Origin of the sequence: Bacillus sp. FJAT-27231 (assembly GCF_001183975.1) — a bacterium.
Classification (GTDB): Bacteria; Bacillota; Bacilli; order Bacillales; family Domibacillaceae; genus Pseudobacillus; species Pseudobacillus wudalianchiensis.
This window is the reverse complement of record NZ_LFZU01000002.1, coordinates 55,715-73,158: the sequence shown is the minus strand read 5'-3', so window position 1 is coordinate 73,158 and position 17,444 is coordinate 55,715. Positions and strand designations below refer to the sequence as shown.

The following is a 17,444-nucleotide window of genomic DNA, read 5'->3' as shown; positions in this document are numbered from 1 at the left end:
TTGTTGGTTTCTCCGGTGCTGGTTCTGGCTCAGAAGGAGTTGTTGGAACTTCTGGTACTGGCTTCGGCTCAGTTGGTGCTTCTGGTTGCTCTGGTTGTGATTCAACAAGCGGTGTTGTTGGTTTCTCTGGTGTTGGTTTTGGCTCAGAAGGAGTTGTTGGAACTTCTGGTGTTGGTCTGGTTGCTATGATTGGATCTTTTGATGAAGGCTTTTCTTTATCATTCTTTAAAGGAACACTGTCTTTTAATGGTTGGGTATTTGTCGCAAAATCGTTGTCAGGACTAGGCTTTGAAAAAGCCAAATCGTTACCTTTTATTTCTACAGTGGGCATTGGCTTAACTGCCGCTATTGTTGTGTTTCTATCTATAGGAGAGATTTTATTAGTTTTTTCTTGAATGACATTAGCTACCTCCTTGTTAGGTGATTTAGCAATGTCTGTTACTTGGTTTTTGATCTCTAACAAATCGACGGTCGAAAAACTATCTTTTTTAGACTCTTTAGCAACTTCTTCTACCTTTTTATCTTTTTTCTTCTCTGCTTTTTCTTCTGCTACTGCTTTTTTCTTTTCTTTCGCTTCTTCCTCATCTGATCCACACCCAGCGAGCGAACCTGCCGCTAAAGTTGTAACTGCCAATGCAGCTCCTACCCTTTTTAGAATTTCTTTTTTAGAAAATGGCACAGCTATTTTTCCTCCTTTGATTATTTCTAGTTTTAAGCTGTTTTGCTTTCAATGTTTGTATTGTTTTCTTGGCCCTTTTTCGGTTCTTTTTCTTTCGCTTTCTTTTGTTTGATAAGGTTACTTACTTTTTCTTTTAAAGTAGTATTTCCAATACTTTCAGCAAATTTTAGAGCTTGTTCAAGCTGCCCCATTTCAATAAAGGAATTGACAACCATTTCTTCTCTTCTACCGTCTAAACTTACTTCATCACTTAAATCAGTAACTGTTACATACTGTTTCTGCTGATAAGCTTTTTCAAATTGAAGAGCTGGTTCATCAATTTCAAGCTCACTTAATTTTTCTAAGTTATCCATTGCAACATAATAAGAAATCACACTTTCTGTAAAGGAAGGCTCTAAATCAATTGCTTTTTGAGCTTGACCTGATAACAGATAACTAAAGAGCATTGCTTTTCTATCCTGTTTTTCTAAATCATCGTATTTTAATTTTTCAAATTCTTCTGTGGCTGAATCATATTGTTGTATAGAAGCATAACGCAATGCTTGTAAAAGAGTTTCATTGGTATTTGAAGCCGTTTCAGTTGGTGTACTATTGAACCCTAATACAACTAAAAAAATAGTCACTACAACCGCAACAACACCTAATACCATCCCTACAATTTTAAAAAGCTGCCACTTCGTTTGGACAGGCTCATACTCTTCTTCGTATGTCTCTTCATTTTCATACTCTTCTAAATGCAAACCTTTTATTTCTTGAGCTAAAACCGTTAGCAGTCGGTTTCTTTCTCTTTTTTGCTCTTCATCTAATTCTAGAGAATGTAACTTTTTATGGATATGATCGTAAATGTTATCTGCAAATCCTGAACCAATAGAAAGTGTTGCATGGTTATAAGGCTCACGCCTTTCATCATTAACAGGGTAATTATCATCTACTAAATAAAAATCCATATCTGATACAATGCCGTTTTCACGATTAATTTTTTCGAGCTTATGTGTCAGCTCACAAGCATCTGCAAATGGGATCTTTCGATCGGGTTTGATCTCACTGACAGTACTATTGGAAAAAACAACATAAATCATATTGACTCCTCTCTTTTTTTCTGGACATAAGAAAAGCTATACAACAATTGATGTATAGCTTTTTATCCAGATATTAAGATTAAGATAATAACTTTAACCGCCAAATTTTACGTTAGAATCTACTCCTTGAGCTAAACCATAAGCTCCCATAACTACAACTAAGCCTACAGCACCGCCCACAAACCATGTAATACTTTTGTGTCGGCCACGCTCTCCACCAAACATAAGGTAATAGCCACCAATACAAAAGGAAATGGCTGCCCCAATCAAAGCAAGACGTTGAGCCCATTTTAAGATAGATTCGCCAGTTGAGATCAAGCCGCTCATTCCATCTGCCGCCCCTAACACATAAGGGAAGAGTTCTAGCATGATTTAACACTCCTTTTATTAATGTTTTTAAACAGTTCCAATATTGGTGACATTTTCTTCTTCTTGAACTAACATAGATTCTTCTTTTTTATCATCACCACTTTTTGTTCTTTTATTATCTGATTCTGAAAAAGCATTAAGAGCTTCCAGAATAAGATTCTGATTGTTTTCAATAAATTGCTGGTGCTGTTCTTGAAGCCAATCGTTATATTTTTGACCATTCACCTTGAGTAGCTTTTCGACTAAATCTTTCGTCTTTTTTAATTCTTTGGAGGTAACTACCATTGGGAAAAATTCATCCTTCCTTTGTGAATTTTGATCATAGTGCTAAATTCACTTATTGCTGTATGTTTCATTCATGCTCTTAATAAAAAACTCTAATTCTTTCTCTAACTCGGAGGGTTTATAGTCTTCAAACTTGATTTCTCCTTTAACCTCTCCGTCTTGATAATAAGCTAAAGAATCACGTTTTTGTTTTAATCCATACTCTGATGGTCTACTCAATCCCTCATTAGCAACAGCGATTTTTTCTTCATTTAATTCTCTTACAACAGCTTTTTGCTTTTTGATAGCATTTTTTACACTATTCATCCAAAAATCTCTGTCATCCTCGTCATAATCCAGCATAATGAAACCATTTCCTTCGGAACTCATGAACTCTTTCATTTCATTAGGACTTAGCTCAATGATTTCTGCCTTTTCTGAACACCCTGTCATGACTAAAAATACAAAAGTACAAATCAAAAAAAACTTGGTTTTCACATTTACATCCTCCTATTCTTCACACACATACAAACAAGCGATTCTGAAACCTGCTGAGAGATTCCAATAAAATTTCGCAAATTAATTATAACAAGGAAAAATGTAAATTAACTAAATTTGCCCATTTTTGGCTGAAATGGACTAACCCTATACTGGCATGCATGGTTTTTATTTCCCAAGCCCAGTACCGCACAACGTTTTAGGCATGTACGTAGAACCTTACATATCTACTGCTTGTTTTTTCACCGCTTCTTCAGGATTTTCCCTCACGCTTACTTAAACTCACAGATCATAGATATGACGCAACATAACATAGCCACCGTTAAGTTTTAGGTAACACTCAACTAACCAATTGTCGTATACCTTATTCCTCTTATGGCTTTTAAGAGGTAGGCACGCATTTACAATTGTCAATGAACACAGTGCTGCTTCTCTCCCAGCACGTTTCAGAATCGCTTGTATGTGTACTTGTGTGTAGAGGATTAATGCTTGACCTTCTGTGAATGAATTACTTCTACTAACTCATCATCTCGATTTTTTCTCTTGGCAATAACGTTTCTTTCTTCATCAATTACGGAGCGAACACGATAATAAATATCAGCCACTCGCTCGATCTCGCCAGTGGAAGGTTCGACCGCAATTGCACCTTTTAACATATACATTTTGCCATCAAAGGTTTTTAAGCTTTTGGCTGGTAATGACGATATTTCATAAAATGACAATCGTTTTTCCTCTTTCATACTCGTTCGCTCCTTTGATCAGTATTGCTTCAATAGAGAAAACTACTCACTACTGCCCATTAAGCTTTTTGAAGCAGCTTAAATTCCTTTACCTTGTCAAAGCTAATTTTCTTTGCACCCTTGTCACCTTCAAAGATCAGAAAATGATCTTCAAACAAAAACACTCGTTCAACTTCCCATCGACTACCCCTTGAATAAACGACAAAGATTATTGGTTTGCTCAATCGTCCTGTTTCTTCGTTGTAATCGACCCCAAATTTTTCGAGAGCTTGAAAAAAACGCTCTTTCATAATATGGTTACCTCCATTCTAACACCGGTCATTAAAAAATTCAATATTTATTGAGATTTAATTCAATATTTATTGAGATATTTCTATTATTGCTTACACTATTTCATTTTTTATTGAGGAAAACGTAGTCCCCATAATTTTATCATTGTTTTTCTGGACAAACCATGTTAGAACGGATTGAGATTTCTATAATGAATATTGAGGATTATCTAAATCATAAACAATTCGACAAACTTATTGGAGGGTGAAAAAAATACCCCTGTAAAATAATAGGAATATATGTTAAAATTTAAAGGTTATATTCTATATACGGTTTTATACATCTCTCAATATAAACATAAAAAATAAACAAAGAAGGATTTCACATCAAAATCCTTCTTTGTTTATTTTTCTATTTATCATCTTTATTTGTTTCTTTATCGTTTCAACAGATTTATATAACTTTTCCGCAATTTGACTCTTACTTAATCCCTGTTTCTTTAATTCAAATACTTCACGTTCAGCATGAGTTAACACCTTTATTTTTCTCTCCGTCTTTAGTTCATGAACAATTACCCCTGAAACGTCGGGATGAAGGCTAACCTTTCCGCAGTATGCTTCTCTAATAGCATTAGGAATATCTCTATATGATGTTTTTGTAATGTAGTTCATTGCTCCTTTATCAAATGACTCAAGAATGATCTCGGTTTCATCCCAACTGGTTAGCATAATGATTTTCTTCAATCCCTTGCTGCATAATTCACTAGAAACCTCTAGCCCGCTTAAATTAGTATCATCATCTGCTAATTTCAAATCTATAAGGGCAACGTCAATATCAGAACAGTTCACTTGTAAGGCTTCTTCCTTTGTATGCGCTTGCTTAACAACCGTTATATCTCCTTCTTTTCCAACATAATCAGATATACACTTCATCCAAACGGAATCATCTTCTACGATCAAAAGTCTAATTGTATTCATAAACTTTTTCTCCTAACGATTTAGAATTAGATTGCTGCTTAACTTTTTCAGTATCAACTATTCGCTTAGTTGGAAGTGATAGAGTGACCGTTGTCCCCTCATTTTTTTGACTTTTTATCGAAATACCCCCATTATGCTTTTCCATGACATTGTAACAGTAAGTTAAACCAAGACCGTAATTCCCTTTCCTTCCTTTAGTTGAATAGAAGGGGTCTAACAGGAGAGAAATGTTTTCCTTTTCGACGCCTTTTCCGTCGTCTTCAAATTCTATGTACACTTTCCTGCGACCTTTAGAAATTCTAATCAAAAGTAGACCACGTTCCTCGATAGCTTCAACCGCATTTTTTACAATATTTATAAATGTTTCTTTAAAGTGTACAGGGTCACCATAAATCTTTATATCCATTTCATACTGTTTGATTATATTAATTTTTGAATTTATATAAGGGTGAAGTAGACTAATAACCGAATCAATTATATGGCTTAACCAGAATTCAGACTCCTTGAAGTTGATAATGTCTAGTTTACTCTGGATACGTTTTGAAATTTCTAATACATGACTTGTTGAAGTTAGCATTAAGTTAATGCTTTCATATGAGTCTTTATCTGTTGGTATTTGCTCTTTTAATTGATTGGCCAAGAAATCAATTTTAGCTACCTCATTTTTTATGGTGTGATTTAATAGTGCTGTTCCAGATGTTGCGGCTTGTATGGTAGAACTACGTCTTTGCCTCTCAAACCTTATATGTACACCGAGAAATCCATATTTGACCGCAAAATAACTAAATAAGAAAAACGCTACTATAACAATGAAAGGGTTATACATCCAAACTCCAACAATCCCCAATGCTTCAAAAATAATATTGGTAAAGCAAACAAAGGTAATCCCTGGAACCCACACTAAACATGTCAATATTCTTTGCTTTTTAATGGAGGGTCTTGTTTCACGATATGCGGAGTAAACCATCATGGCATTTGATACAAAAACGTAGGGAACTACCCAAGCTGCCAACACATCAAAATCCGTTTTAAATTCAGGGTACTCTTGATAAAGAGAGTACATAATAACAACAGGAATGAAGAACAGAAGTCTCAACAAAATCATTATGTTCTTATTTTTGATAATATCTGAAAATACCAGGCCAAAGATCAGAATCGCATAAGGAGTTAAATAATGACCAATGGATGTAAATATTCCATCCAGAAGCAATGTCCATTCAGAGCGATTTATCCCTTTTCCAAGTAGGACTCCTACACCACCGAATCCACCGAAAAAAGCTATTAAACCTGACCATCTAGCTTTTTCGCTCTTAAAATTTGTAAAGATAAGAATAGCACTAAACGACCAAAGCAATATTACAAGTATGAGCATGGCTTTACCTCTTTATTTTATTTTGAATAAAAGCAAGAGTGTCTTTTGCGATCTTCTTACGATGAAGAACTATTCCAGCATGTCCACAATTATAAACATGCCTTTCAGGTCTTCCCCAAGATTCCCATAAATGATTAGTGTCTTCTATATGCACATATTGATCATATCTACCGGAAATCAACAGAATATTATCTTTCTTCATTTTCGGAATCGCTTGACTCGGCTCTGTAATTTGCCAATACCTTTTTAAATCCTCATAGCTCACACCATGTTTTTCTAAATCAGCTTTTATGAATTTTCCCGGATTAGTGTTCCATATCGAATAAGACAACCGGTTAGCGTAAAATATGGAAGCCAGTATATCAATTTCCGGTTCAAGTGTAGCTGTCAAATTTGTGATGAACCCACCTAAACTGACACCTATCAAAATGATCGGATTGCCGTTTCCAGTTTTGATCCACTGAATTAAGGCCCTTAGATCAACAACAGCTTGTTTCGTTGACTGAATGGTCCTTTCAATATCAGCACTTATCATGTATTCACCGCTGTAAAGTGATTTCTCTGGCTTTCTTTGAAAATGGTAAGGAAGAGTAAAATAATACATATTCCATCCTGAATTCATCATGTGTTGATGAAATATTTTCTTTACACGATCATTTGACTCCATTCGCCAGCCATGCACAAAGATAACATTGGGTGCATTTGTATTGTTTTCATTCAAAAACGCTTCGCCTGTTATGCGATCATTGAAGTCATCACCTGAAGGGATTAGACTTGAAAAACTAAATGTGCCAATAGAATAATCCTTTTCCGAAGTACACATATCCAACAAGATATCTGGTCTACGAGTTTTATAAAAACTCTCCCTTTTTGATGTATCAGGGATTGTGTAAGGAAAGGGGGAAAAATGAGAATCTTTGCTTCGTTTCTTATGTAAGTCATACAAAGCGTAGTAGTCTATAAACTTTGAAAATAGCAATTCATATCTCCTTTTTTTCTATAAATTAAAACAACCTCTTATTCCAGTCCCCTACTATAAAAAGAAATCTAAAAGAGGATAATAATCTAAATTATAGATTGTCGAAAATTATAACACTGTCTGTTTCTACTTACTATCTTAATTACAAATAAAAGGAAATAAGATTTATAGAGCTATTTGAATAAAGTTGAATAGTGGTATATAGGACCTAAGGTTAGATATCCTTCTATGATCACGATTGCTAATTAAAAACTTTCAGATGGTTTATGGTGTAAATACAGATGTTAATTAGTAACAAAGGAAATTTCCTCTTCATTCTCATCCAGCCAATTGTAAAATAAAGGATTATTCTCAAAAGATTCTTTCGCTTTCTGACGCCAGAATATTTTTTTCAGAGTTCCGTAAAAATATCCATAAAAATCTTTTTTAATTTTATTATTCTTTTCAGCGAATAAGCTTTGTTTAAAAGCATCTATTGCCAGATTAGTGTAATCTTCTACAGGATAGGTGAGTGAAAATTGGCTATAGCTCATTTTTACTTTGCCCCATAATGTATAGATGCTTGTTGCATCTTCCCAAAATGGTTTTACAGTATTAATAAAGCTCTCAGGAACATTTTGAGGAGTGTATGTATAATCAAGACGAATTTTCTTACGTATATTTTTAAATAATTTTTTAGAAATTGATATATTCTTGGTAGAAACTTTTTTTGTTCCCGAATGCTTAGTGTCACAAGGGATTTCAGCGTTTTCAGCTTGGCAATCAGTTTGGCAATTAGTAAGGTTAAACTTTTCCATCCAGACTGAAAAATATGGATGGGCTACAAAGAGATGGACAGGGGCTCCCAATCCGTTTTGTTTTGTAGAGTGGCGATATACAGTCTGAATAATACCGTTATCACGCAATTTTTTGAAAATGTTTCGGACAGTTTTAGAGGAGACGTTAAAGCGATCCGAAAAATAATCATCTTTTGCGAAGCAATATCCCTTTTCTGCTGCAAACCAGCAGATCATCTCAATTGTTTGGCGAGTAGTTTTTTTTAAGTTATAAAAAGTGTCCTTATATGTAGCAATGACTTTATCTAAAAGATTGAGCTTCTGTTTTTGCTGCTGCGCGTGGTTTGTTGCATATGGCTTATATTGCTGTAGAAATTGAAATTCATCATTTGTTAATTTTTTATGTTTACACATACTAATTTCTCCTTTTTGGAAAATAAAAAGGCATGTTCCCGCTGGTTACGGTAAACACGCCTCTTGTACCTAACAAAAAGGATACACTTCACCCATTGAAAAATAGGTTTATTTATCCTATAATATAGGCATAAATAAGTAATGAGGTGAAAGCAAGTGTTTACCGTGGGCTAGCACGGTGGACGGTTAAAAGGTGTTGATAGCACCTTTTTAACACGCTTTTGCCTTTTTTTATTTTATATGAATATCGTTTGATAAACAGTGTGGACATTCAGTCTATCTTAACCGTTTATCTAGGTAGCCCCTACATTACATCAATTTTTTTTCCTTGTAAATTCCCCCAAAAAGCGATTTTATTCCAAAAAAACAAACATAAGTAGAAATTTCCACTTATGCGAGAAAGACGAAAGAAATCACACAAGTAGAAAAGTAGAAATTTCCACTTATGCGAGAAAGACAGAAAAAATCACACAAGTAGAAAAGTAGAAATTTCCACTTCTGTGAGAAAGACGAAAGAAATCACACAAGTAGAAAAGTAGAAATTTCTACTTGTGTGAGAAAATAGAAATTTCTACTTTTCTAATAATGTTGTAATTAAAGTGTTTTTATACAACAAAAATAAAGCAAAAGTAGAAATTTCTACTTGTGTGAGAAAGATGAAAGAAATCACAGAAGTAGAAAAGTGGAAATTTCTACTTCTGTGAGAAAGACGAAAGAAATCACAGAAGTAGAAAAGTGGAAATTTCTACTTCTGTGAGAAAGACGAAAGAAATCACAGAAGTAGAAAAGTGGAAATTTCTACTTCTGTGAGAAAGTTCGTTAAAAACCTACACGATATTACATTTTTGTTACAAATAATTTAGGTATTTTTTGTTGAAACATAGCCGGTTTTAGAAAATGTTTTTAAAAAATCTGTCAATATACTTTCCTGCAAAGTTCTACTTGTGTTATTATTTACAAAAGTAGAACTTTGTTAGGTGGAAATTTGTGAAGAATTTTCATGTTATTAAAGGAGATGATGGAAATGTCGGCAAAAACTATAGTGGTCGGTAATTTTAAAGGTGGAGTAGGAAAAACAAAGGTAGCAGTTATGGCGTCATGGGAATTGGCTCATGAATTTAATAAGAAGGTTCTTTTGATTGATATGGATCCACAGGCTAACGCTACCACGTTAATTGCAAGGTCTGCTGGAATTACTCAAATAAATTCCTCAATTTTTGATGGCTTTGAAAAGGGCGATTTAAAAGATACCATTATTCATGTGAATGACAAACTGGATCTAGTTCCAGCAGCTGTGTCCTTTAAAAACTTGCCAAAGTTTTTATATACAAAATTTACTGATGACTTACAACAAATTACTTATTTGAAGACACTTCTTGAACCCTTTAAGAATAAATACGATTACATTTTTATTGATGTTCCTCCAACAATCAGTGACTATTCAGATAACGCCATGATGGCTGCCGATTATGTGTTAATTATTTTACAAGCACAAGAGCTTTCACTTGAAGGCGCTGAAACCTATGTTTCTTATCTTCAATTTATGGCAGATGAATATGACGCTTATATTCAGGTAGTAGGAGTTCTTCCAGTATTGTTGCGTCCAGGGGGACGTGTGGATAATGCAACTGTTGAAAGAGCGAGAGAAATTTTTGGTGATGATAATGTTTATAAACATTATATAAAACATTTAGAACGTCTTAAAGCTTGGGATATAACAGGTATCTCTAACAATGACCAACATGATAAAAAAGCACATCAGGTATTCATTAAAGTGGTTGAAGAAATGCTAGAAAAAATAGAGCATTTTGAAAGCGAAGGTGAAGATGATGAATGATAAAAAAAATATTAAGGGAGCTTTAATTAGTCATAACAAGAAGAAATCATCTTTGAGACCACAAGTTGTTCAGTTTAATGATAAAGATCCATTTAAATATTCTCAAACTTCTAAAACTGTTGAAAAACCGGATAAAAGTGGAGAGGATAAGGTAAAAACGGAGAAAAAAGAAATCAAGAGCCAAATCGAAAAACCAAAGTCGACATCAATGAAGACTGAAAAGAAAAGAAAATCGGCGGTAGGAAAAAATGATTCGGTTAAATCAATAAAGGTCCCTGCTTCGATACACACAAAACTTAATGTATTAGGAAAGTTTATGGATGAAAATAAAATATACGCAATAATTGAAGAATTGATTAAAACCTATGAAGATACTCAACTATCAGAACGCCAGAAAAAACAATTTGAGTATATGAGTGAGTTTTTACAAGAAGAAAATAAGTATCTCTAGAATACTTAACGGATCAAAAGTGAAGGTTTTACCTACTGAAATTTAACAAGTTTTAAAGAGCATTACTTATTATTTACATTTACACCTACAGGTTATAGGTTTAATTAATAAAAACTAACAGGCAAAGACAACCTTGCCTGTTAGTTTAGCTCTTCTAATTCTTTTCTTATTTTTTCTTTAAGCTTTCTCTCCTGCTCTTTTGCCTCATGTAATTTTTCTAGTGTATCTACATAGGGTGCCAACCCATTTCGAATTAAACCATTCAAAAAACGTGTTTTCCAACCCTTTTCGGATATCTCTGCTAGGAGATCCATCGCTTCCTTTAATTCTTTTTCTATATAGATAGTGTGTGAAACATGTGTCTCAGTTACTCTTTTTTTGTTCTGCTTTTCTTTTTCCTCAAATTTGAGACTTTGAATAAACTCGTCAAACGTATCTGCCTTCTTTAATTCTTGCTCTGACTGATTGTCATTCATCTGTTCAATAAAGGTGTTTGCCCCTGTTTTCTTTTTAACTCTGTTGAATATGTCTTGTTGCTTTGACACGCTGTTTCAACTCCTCCACGAATAATTTGTATTCTCCTACACCTTTTTTCAATTCAGGGTTATGCTCGAATCCATAAATGGCCAAACGCTTAGTAGCTGCTCTCCGATGAATGGTGGTTTCAAAGCGATATCCAGGGTAATCTTCATCCACCACTTGCACCATCACTTTTGTATCGATTACCCGTGGATCTACAATTGAAAAAAGAATACCCGCAACCTCTAAATTTGGATTTCCATTTTCTTTTGAAGCTACACAGATTTCAATAAATTTGTGAATCGCGTCCAAGCAAAACTTCGATCCGTCCATCATGATAACCGCATAGTCGGAAGCCGAAATGGCGTTGATCGTTAATTCTCCGAGAGCTGGTGGTGTATCTAATAAAATAAAATCATATTCGTTTAATACTGGCTCCAAGGTTTTAGCGAGTATTAAGTTTTTGTTTTCTCCTTTTACTTCTGTATAAAGATAACGAGCAAACAAGGCCAGGTAATCATTGGAAGGCACAACATGAAGGTTCTCGTTAACTTCCACTATGTATTTTTTTATGTTCCTTTCTTTCATCGCTTCGAGAATAGTCTTTTCTTCAAATACATGACAAAGTTCGTCTTCACTTGTTAAAAACTGTGTAAGGTTCCCCTGTCCGTCCATGTCGATAGCCAGTACCTTGTATTCATTACTCAATAAATAAGCAGTAATGCCGCAAGATGTTGTTTTTGAACATCCTCCTTTGGAAATACCAAAGGTAATTACATCTGCTTTTCCTTTCTTTCTCTGTTCTTTCTGCATCCGCCTTCATCCTCTCTAATTCTATTTTTTTATTTATAAAGAGATAGAATTATATAGTTTTTTCTATTACTTACACCTACAGGTTACAGAAATATCTTATTTACTTCTTCGATTTCCACCCTTCTTTTTCCTTCTATGAATCATTACTAGTTGTCTGTACCGCGAATAATTTTCTTTTCTCAATTGTTATTCTATAGGGTATTACTCATAAAGAAATGTCTATTACTTTTACTTACTCCTATAACTTACAGGTTTTTATTGTGGTTACTTAAATCAAGTTATAAAACTAGCTAGGCATATTATAAAAAGGAGGGGATGGGTCAAGGAGCGGAAAGGAAAATTGTTACAAGTCACTTAAACAGATTAAACCTATAAGTTGTAGGTTTAATCTGTTTAAGTAAAGAAATATTTCTTGTTTGTTTCTCTCAAAAACCATGGTTTTTGAGAGAAATCAAATTGATAACTAAATCTCCTCAAAATTTAAGGAATTTCATATCAAAACTTATGTCAAAATCTATATGTCTAAAAGGAATGTTTTTGATAGAATAGAAGAGAAGAAAATTACTTAAGGGAGAAAATTTCATGATAATTGGGTATGCAAGGGTCAGCACAGTTGATCAGTCATTAGATTTACAATTAGATGCTCTAAATGAATTTGGCTGCGATGAAATTTTCAAAGAGAAAGTATCCGGCGCGAAAGATGACCGCGAAGAATTAAAACAAGCATTGAGGATGCTACGTGCCGGGGATAAGTTTGTGGTCTACAAATTAGATCGTTTAGCCAGATCCACCAAACGCCTAATTGAGATTGCAGATGAACTACGTGAAAAAGAAGTAGAATTTGTCAGTATTCAAGATAAAATCGATACCGGTACAGCTGCAGGTAAAGCAATGTTTGGAATGTTATCAGTGTTAGCCGAATTTGAAAGAGATATCATACGTGAACGAACCATGGCTGGGCTAAAAGCAGCCCGAGCTCGGGGGCGTAAAGGGGGGAGACCTAAAGTCAATCAACAAAAATTAAATCAAGCTATTGCCTTGTATCATTCTAAGAGGATGTCTGTGAAGGAAATTCAGGAAGCGACAGGGGTTTCCGCTCCAACATTATATAGAGCACTAAAAAAGGAGCAAATCCAGTAGAGATTGTGGCTTTAAGATAAAGTTTGACCAAAAATTATCTGGCAACCTGTAATCTACTAAGAATTTAAAAGTTAAAAAGCCCAACTCCTCACTTTTTAAACAAGAAATCAGGCTCTGTCAGTATCCAACAATTATTCTTATCAATGAGGTTACTACATAATAACCCTAATATATAACTCTAGATCTCTTCTAATCGTTGATTTAATAGATCTAGTTTTTGTTTTAATTTTTTATCATTAGCATGGGCAATTTTAAAGAAGCCTCTTACTTCTTTCTTTAAAGCTATTTTGTATTGAACACATAAACAGCAAAAGTCTTCGACATTATCTTGAATAATAAGTTGAGGTTCGTCTTCTTCACTAGGAGAGATAGCTAAATTTTCATCAAAGATTACTTCTTTAATATCATAATCATTACTACATATAATATTAGCTGACAGAAATAACGCTGCTGCAAGCGATTCGATTTCACCTCTATTACTAGTATTTTTGAGAGACCTACCTTCCTTAATTTTTTTCTGATCTAAACGATCGAATCCATCCTTCACCATATCTGCATACATTTCATAAATTGGACGACTATCATCAGGTAAACAATTTTGATCTAAAGGATCAAATAATAACCATCTTCCTTCATTGATATATTGTTGAGCCCTTTCGCTATTTGTTAGAAGCTCGGCTAATACAGCTGAGTGAATATAAATTGTTTCGTACAAATCATTAATCCATGCAAATACATCGTGTTTCTGATAAACAGCTGCATAGTTTATTATGTTTGCGTCAATAAATACTTTCCCCAATCGTTTCTCCATCAATCTGCATCCTCTTCTAATTCAATAGAAGTCAGTGAGGTTATAGCTTCTTCTTGAAATTCTTTAGCCCTTTCGTGAGAAACCCTTGAAAGCTTAGTAGCCGCCTCAAGTAAACTTAATTCACCATTTTCAACTTCTTTTTCAATAATTCTCTCGTAATCGGTGAAATTTGTAAACGGAAGGGAAGAATCAAGAGGACTTTTCGGAAAGTGAAAGCTTTTCCGAAATTCAATCCATTGGTCGTCTTTATAGTCTTTTATTTTCTGGTCGGATTTAGATAGTAGTCCCAGCTCATGAACTCGACGAGCTACCGCCTCATATGGTGCAGAAGCCATATCAGCAACCATTATAATAGCCTTCTCAGGCTTTACCCCTTTTACCAGATTTCCCCACAAGAGACGTATGAGAGGAGCTGGCATCATAAGAGCCGCGGCGAAGCGATCTGCTGCCCTTTCTTGATCTATATCTTTGTCGATCATATCCTTAATTCTTAGTACATGCCACAATTCGTGGGCAGCAGTAAAATAACGTAGACGTAAAGGTTGATGAGTATTTAATGCAACAAATATTTCACCTGTATCATAAGTAATAGTTGCTCCGGAATACTCATTTTCAGGAACGTCCTGATAAATTACATGAGCCAGTGCATGTAATTTAATTTCTATACTAGATCCTATAAATACTTCTGCTCCAAATTGTTCACTTAATACTTGATGAGCAAAAGCTTCCCCTACTTTTTCAGCCGTTTGAGTTTGTTCAGATTGATAATTACGTTTGGACATTTTTTATTCCCCTAAAAATTCATTCGCTCTTTGAATTCGAAGATAATCTTCTATGGCAAACATCATATTTTTTAGATGATCTTGTGTAATTCGCGAATCAGCTTTTCCACGTAATTGAAGGGTATAAGGCTTTTCCTTCTTGTGCTCAGGCGTTATTAATTCTTCAACTGTTATACCCATTGCTTCAGCAACTTGTATCATCCTATTAGGTAAAAATTGACGATTACCGTTAAGAATATGGCCCATTAAAGATTTACTAACACCAATTTGATTAGCTAACCATTGATATGATTTATCATTCTCTTCCAACCAAGTACGGACTTTATTTATAACCATTTCATTTCTGTTCATTATAAGAATCACTCCTTTTACAATAGAATTAAAAGTTATTCTTAATAATAGTATACTAAAAAAAACCAAAAAGGTGTAGACGTCTACAAAAAAACTTAATATGTTAATTCACTTTCAAATTGAATTTAATCCGTCTTATAAAATTTATTGTACCCAAAAGATTTTATATTCTTTGTACTCATTTGTAATTTAATTATCCTTAAAAATACAACCTGATAACTTGAAGATTGTTCCAAATGCTAAATAACCTACTTATTTAGACAGGATATACCTTTGATCATCTAGATAAGGTTTTATACTTTTAGAAGGGCATGTCAAATTAAAATGACTTTGACAGGTCAATTCAGTGTTGTCCATAATTTGTTGTGTATTTGACGAGTTTTGGAACAAATAAAGGGTTTACGTAATTATCAACAGATTGTTTTTTTGATAAAGAGTGCTTTTTTAACTTTGTTCAGCAATCGGGCCATTTAATTTAATAAAAGATTGTGTAAACTCGGAAGCTTTGAAATAATTGTTAGTAATATTTACTTAATAGGAGGACATTATGGACAAAAAATATCAGGTGTTTATTAGTTCTACCTATATTGATTTAAAGGAAGCACGACGGAAAGTGTTAGAAACTATTTTGGATCTTCAGCAGTTTCCTGCAGGTATGGAGGTCTTCCCAGCAGGAGACGATGATCAATGGACTCATATACGTTCAGTTATCGATAAAAGTGATTATTATGTTCTAATTTTGGGGCATAGATATGGTTCTCTTGCACCAGATGGTATAGGTTACACGGAAAAGGAATATGATTATGCACGTGAGAAAGGTATTCCTGTTTTAGCTTTTATAAGAGATAGAGATGTTGCAACTCAGACTTTCGAACGCGAGAGCTCAGCAGAGATACAAGAAAAGCTGGATAAGTTTGTAGATAAGGCAAAAGCAAACAAACTATGCAGATTCTGGAGTAATCCAGAGGATTTGGCAAATAAAGTGTCTACTAGTTTAGCTACTTCTTTTTCTACTCATCCAAGGGTTGGTTGGGTGCGTGGTGATCAAGCTGCGTCTCCTAAGGTTGCGGAAGAATTGGCAGTATTAAATAAGGAAAATAGAGCATTGCAAGCCGAGCTGGAGCAGTTTAAAAGTCAAGCAAATAAAGGACCTCTATTTGAGGTTAAATTAAATGACAAAGAATCTATTGAACTAGTATATAAGAAAGACTTGAGATTACATTCTATTCCAATTCCAAGGGAAGTGATGATGCCTGATATTCCCGATCATTTACTTGAATTTGTAACTGGCGACGATATCGTGAATTTTAATGCATCTATAGAAAAAGATACTGAGAAAATAGAGAAATACAATAAAGAATTAAAACTTAACGGGGCAGTAGATTTAATGGGATTAGATATAGCTGTTTCTCTTTACAATAAGGGGGAAGCAAAAGGGAATGGTATTTATGTTGATATCGAATTCCCCGACTCTGTCTTGGTTTTAGAGGGTGTGAAGGAGGATTTCCCTTATCCCTCTAAACCTGCTGTAACTGAGAATCCCTGGATGAAGGCTGAGAGACTTTATCAGAAAAAAATCAATGGTGATCTAGGCGCTGGTGGAGTAGCTTCTCTGTTGAATAATTGGCCCCATGTTTCAGGTTTTATCGAACCAAATAATCGACTGAATTCAAAATTACTTAAGGGGTTATCACGTTCTAATCAAAATCTTATAAGTTGGTTAGATGATAATATCATTACGATTCGTTGTAAAGAGTTACTTCATACAAGATATAGAGATTGTGTAGAAGATTATATTCTTGTACCTAAAGAGCCTGGAGAATGCGAGATTAAGGTATCTATCATTTGTGAAGAATACACTAAAAAAGATGAAATTATTATCCCTTTAATTATCCGTGAGGAATGAGTTGTTGGGGGGCGTTCTCCGGAAGAACGACCCCTGTTCTATATTTATTTTATTAAAAACGTTCGTAAAGATGGATAAGAAATTGAGAACGTTCGCAAACGTTTTTTCTAACTTAAACGAACGTGAAAAAAAGCCTTTTTTGGTCAAAAAACAACCGTTCGCAAAAGTGTACTTTTGCGAACGATTTTGTGAAGAGAATAACATCGACTAATTACATATTATATCTTTAAGCGTGTGTTAAGCGGAGCCTAAAAAATTCACTCTCATTTCGTAGTAAAGATAAACCCTTATTAACATAGTGATCAAAGTTTGATATACAGATTCAAAATAAATGCTATTTAGTTAATTTCTTTCCTTCGGGAAACGAATAGGTTAATATGCTATTATTCCAACTTTATTGTAATTAAAAGCCTTAAT

The 17,444-nt window shown here is 34.2% G+C and carries 19 protein-coding genes and 1 pseudogene; 4 read left to right on the top strand and 16 right to left on the bottom strand.

Going from position 1 to position 17,444, the window contains the following annotated elements; translation table 11 throughout:
- The 11 genes and pseudogenes from AC623_RS20710 to AC623_RS20660 all read right to left on the bottom strand — a co-directional run.
- Positions 1-679, bottom strand: a pseudogene (locus AC623_RS20710) (hypothetical protein); the annotation flags it as partial.
- Between the two features lie 32 nt (positions 680-711).
- Complete coding sequence (locus AC623_RS20705; protein WP_049666944.1) at positions 712-1,758, bottom strand: hypothetical protein; 1,047 nt, start codon at positions 1,756-1,758, stop codon at positions 712-714.
- Between the two features lie 93 nt (positions 1,759-1,851).
- Positions 1,852-2,127, bottom strand: coding sequence for a hypothetical protein (locus AC623_RS20700; protein WP_049666942.1), 276 nt, complete (start codon positions 2,125-2,127; stop codon positions 1,852-1,854).
- A gap of 27 nt (positions 2,128-2,154) precedes the next feature.
- Positions 2,155-2,412: a hypothetical protein gene (locus tag AC623_RS20695; protein ID WP_049666940.1), complete on the bottom strand. Its 258-nt coding sequence runs from the start codon at positions 2,410-2,412 to the stop codon at positions 2,155-2,157.
- Positions 2,413-2,460: 48 nt separating this feature from the next.
- Positions 2,461-2,889, bottom strand: a complete 429-nt coding sequence (locus AC623_RS20690) for a hypothetical protein (protein WP_049666939.1) — start codon at positions 2,887-2,889, stop codon at positions 2,461-2,463.
- 482 nt (positions 2,890-3,371) lie between these two features.
- Positions 3,372-3,629 carry a hypothetical protein gene (locus tag AC623_RS20685; protein ID WP_049666938.1) on the bottom strand — a complete coding sequence of 86 codons (258 nt, stop codon included), beginning with the start codon at positions 3,627-3,629 and terminating at the stop codon, positions 3,372-3,374.
- Positions 3,630-3,688: 59 nt separating this feature from the next.
- A complete protein-coding gene (locus AC623_RS20680; RefSeq protein ID WP_049666937.1) occupies positions 3,689-3,919 on the bottom strand; it encodes a hypothetical protein in 231 nt (76 codons plus the stop codon).
- A 366-nt stretch (positions 3,920-4,285) separates the two neighbouring features.
- Positions 4,286-4,876, bottom strand: a complete 591-nt coding sequence (locus AC623_RS20675; RefSeq protein ID WP_049666936.1) for a response regulator — start codon at positions 4,874-4,876, stop codon at positions 4,286-4,288.
- Positions 4,863-6,248, bottom strand: a complete 1,386-nt coding sequence (locus AC623_RS20670; protein WP_049666934.1) for a sensor histidine kinase — start codon at positions 6,246-6,248, stop codon at positions 4,863-4,865. Before AC623_RS20670 ends, AC623_RS20675 begins: the two co-directional genes overlap by 14 nt.
- A 4-nt stretch (positions 6,249-6,252) precedes the next feature.
- Positions 6,253-7,227 (bottom strand): alpha/beta hydrolase, encoded by a 975-nt coding sequence (locus tag AC623_RS20665; protein ID WP_049666932.1) that lies wholly within the window; start codon positions 7,225-7,227, stop codon positions 6,253-6,255.
- 284 nt (positions 7,228-7,511) lie between these two features.
- Positions 7,512-8,417 (bottom strand): helix-turn-helix domain-containing protein, encoded by a 906-nt coding sequence (locus tag AC623_RS20660; protein WP_049666930.1) that lies wholly within the window; start codon positions 8,415-8,417, stop codon positions 7,512-7,514.
- 1,018 nt (positions 8,418-9,435) lie between these two features.
- On the opposite strand from AC623_RS20660, the gene AC623_RS20655 reads away from it, so the two are divergent.
- Together AC623_RS20655 and AC623_RS20650 are read left to right on the top strand one after the other, a co-directional pair.
- Complete coding sequence (locus AC623_RS20655; protein WP_197091031.1) at positions 9,436-10,254, top strand: AAA family ATPase; 819 nt, start codon at positions 9,436-9,438, stop codon at positions 10,252-10,254.
- Positions 10,247-10,705 carry a hypothetical protein gene (locus AC623_RS20650; RefSeq protein WP_049666927.1) on the top strand — a complete coding sequence of 153 codons (459 nt, stop codon included), beginning with the start codon at positions 10,247-10,249 and terminating at the stop codon, positions 10,703-10,705. The genes AC623_RS20655 and AC623_RS20650 overlap by 8 nt, the downstream gene beginning before the upstream one ends.
- 140 nt (positions 10,706-10,845) lie before the next feature.
- Here AC623_RS20650 and AC623_RS20645 read toward each other — a convergent pair whose 3' ends face one another.
- Together AC623_RS20645 and AC623_RS20640 are read right to left on the bottom strand one after the other, a co-directional pair.
- On the bottom strand, positions 10,846-11,250 hold the full coding sequence (locus AC623_RS20645; RefSeq protein WP_049666925.1) for a hypothetical protein: 405 nt from the start codon (positions 11,248-11,250) through the stop codon (positions 10,846-10,848).
- Positions 11,216-12,037 carry a ParA family protein gene (locus tag AC623_RS20640; RefSeq protein WP_049666923.1) on the bottom strand — a complete coding sequence of 274 codons (822 nt, stop codon included), beginning with the start codon at positions 12,035-12,037 and terminating at the stop codon, positions 11,216-11,218. Before AC623_RS20640 ends, AC623_RS20645 begins: the two co-directional genes overlap by 35 nt.
- A gap of 582 nt (positions 12,038-12,619) precedes the next feature.
- On the opposite strand from AC623_RS20640, the gene AC623_RS20635 reads away from it, so the two are divergent.
- Positions 12,620-13,177, top strand: coding sequence for a recombinase family protein (locus AC623_RS20635; protein WP_049666921.1), 558 nt, complete (start codon positions 12,620-12,622; stop codon positions 13,175-13,177).
- Positions 13,178-13,355: 178 nt separating this feature from the next.
- Here AC623_RS20635 and AC623_RS20630 read toward each other — a convergent pair whose 3' ends face one another.
- From AC623_RS20630 to AC623_RS20620, 3 genes are read right to left on the bottom strand one after another with little or no spacing between them, the layout of a single operon-like run.
- On the bottom strand, positions 13,356-13,988 hold the full coding sequence (locus AC623_RS20630) for a hypothetical protein (protein WP_049666920.1): 633 nt from the start codon (positions 13,986-13,988) through the stop codon (positions 13,356-13,358).
- Entirely contained in the window at positions 13,988-14,770 is a 783-nt protein-coding gene (locus AC623_RS20625; protein ID WP_049666918.1) for an ImmA/IrrE family metallo-endopeptidase, read from the bottom strand. The genes AC623_RS20630 and AC623_RS20625 overlap by 1 nt, the downstream gene beginning before the upstream one ends.
- Before the next feature lie 3 nt (positions 14,771-14,773).
- Positions 14,774-15,121, bottom strand: a complete 348-nt coding sequence (locus AC623_RS20620) for a helix-turn-helix transcriptional regulator (protein WP_049666916.1) — start codon at positions 15,119-15,121, stop codon at positions 14,774-14,776.
- 547 nt (positions 15,122-15,668) lie between these two features.
- On the opposite strand from AC623_RS20620, the gene AC623_RS20615 reads away from it, so the two are divergent.
- Positions 15,669-17,027, top strand: coding sequence for a DUF4062 domain-containing protein (locus AC623_RS20615; protein WP_049666914.1), 1,359 nt, complete (start codon positions 15,669-15,671; stop codon positions 17,025-17,027).
- The last annotated feature ends 417 nt before the right edge of the window (positions 17,028-17,444 follow it).

Bases quoted from the DNA above. Each gene is read 5' to 3' on its own strand.
- AC623_RS20685 (WP_049666938.1), bottom strand. From the start codon at position 3,629: ATGAAAGAGGAAAAACGATTGTCATTTTATGAAATATCGTCATTACCA.
- AC623_RS20620 (WP_049666916.1), bottom strand. From the start codon at position 15,121: ATGAACAGAAATGAAATGGTTATAAATAAAGTCCGTACTTGGTTGGAA.
- AC623_RS20680 (WP_049666937.1), bottom strand. From the start codon at position 3,919: ATGAAAGAGCGTTTTTTTCAAGCTCTCGAAAAATTTGGGGTCGATTAC.
- AC623_RS20625 (WP_049666918.1), bottom strand. From the start codon at position 14,770: ATGTCCAAACGTAATTATCAATCTGAACAAACTCAAACGGCTGAAAAA.
- AC623_RS20705 (WP_049666944.1), bottom strand. From the start codon at position 1,758: ATGATTTATGTTGTTTTTTCCAATAGTACTGTCAGTGAGATCAAACCC.
- AC623_RS20670 (WP_049666934.1), bottom strand. From the start codon at position 6,248: ATGCTCATACTTGTAATATTGCTTTGGTCGTTTAGTGCTATTCTTATC.
- AC623_RS20700 (WP_049666942.1), bottom strand. From the start codon at position 2,127: ATGCTAGAACTCTTCCCTTATGTGTTAGGGGCGGCAGATGGAATGAGC.
- AC623_RS20660 (WP_049666930.1), bottom strand. From the start codon at position 8,417: ATGTGTAAACATAAAAAATTAACAAATGATGAATTTCAATTTCTACAG.
- AC623_RS20635 (WP_049666921.1), top strand. From the start codon at position 12,620: ATGATAATTGGGTATGCAAGGGTCAGCACAGTTGATCAGTCATTAGAT.
- AC623_RS20655 (WP_197091031.1), top strand. From the start codon at position 9,436: ATGGAAATGTCGGCAAAAACTATAGTGGTCGGTAATTTTAAAGGTGGA.
- AC623_RS20615 (WP_049666914.1), top strand. From the start codon at position 15,669: ATGGACAAAAAATATCAGGTGTTTATTAGTTCTACCTATATTGATTTA.
- AC623_RS20640 (WP_049666923.1), bottom strand. From the start codon at position 12,037: ATGCAGAAAGAACAGAGAAAGAAAGGAAAAGCAGATGTAATTACCTTT.
- AC623_RS20630 (WP_049666920.1), bottom strand. From the start codon at position 13,988: ATGGAGAAACGATTGGGGAAAGTATTTATTGACGCAAACATAATAAAC.
- AC623_RS20675 (WP_049666936.1), bottom strand. From the start codon at position 4,876: ATGAATACAATTAGACTTTTGATCGTAGAAGATGATTCCGTTTGGATG.
- AC623_RS20650 (WP_049666927.1), top strand. From the start codon at position 10,247: ATGAATGATAAAAAAAATATTAAGGGAGCTTTAATTAGTCATAACAAG.
- AC623_RS20695 (WP_049666940.1), bottom strand. From the start codon at position 2,412: ATGGTAGTTACCTCCAAAGAATTAAAAAAGACGAAAGATTTAGTCGAA.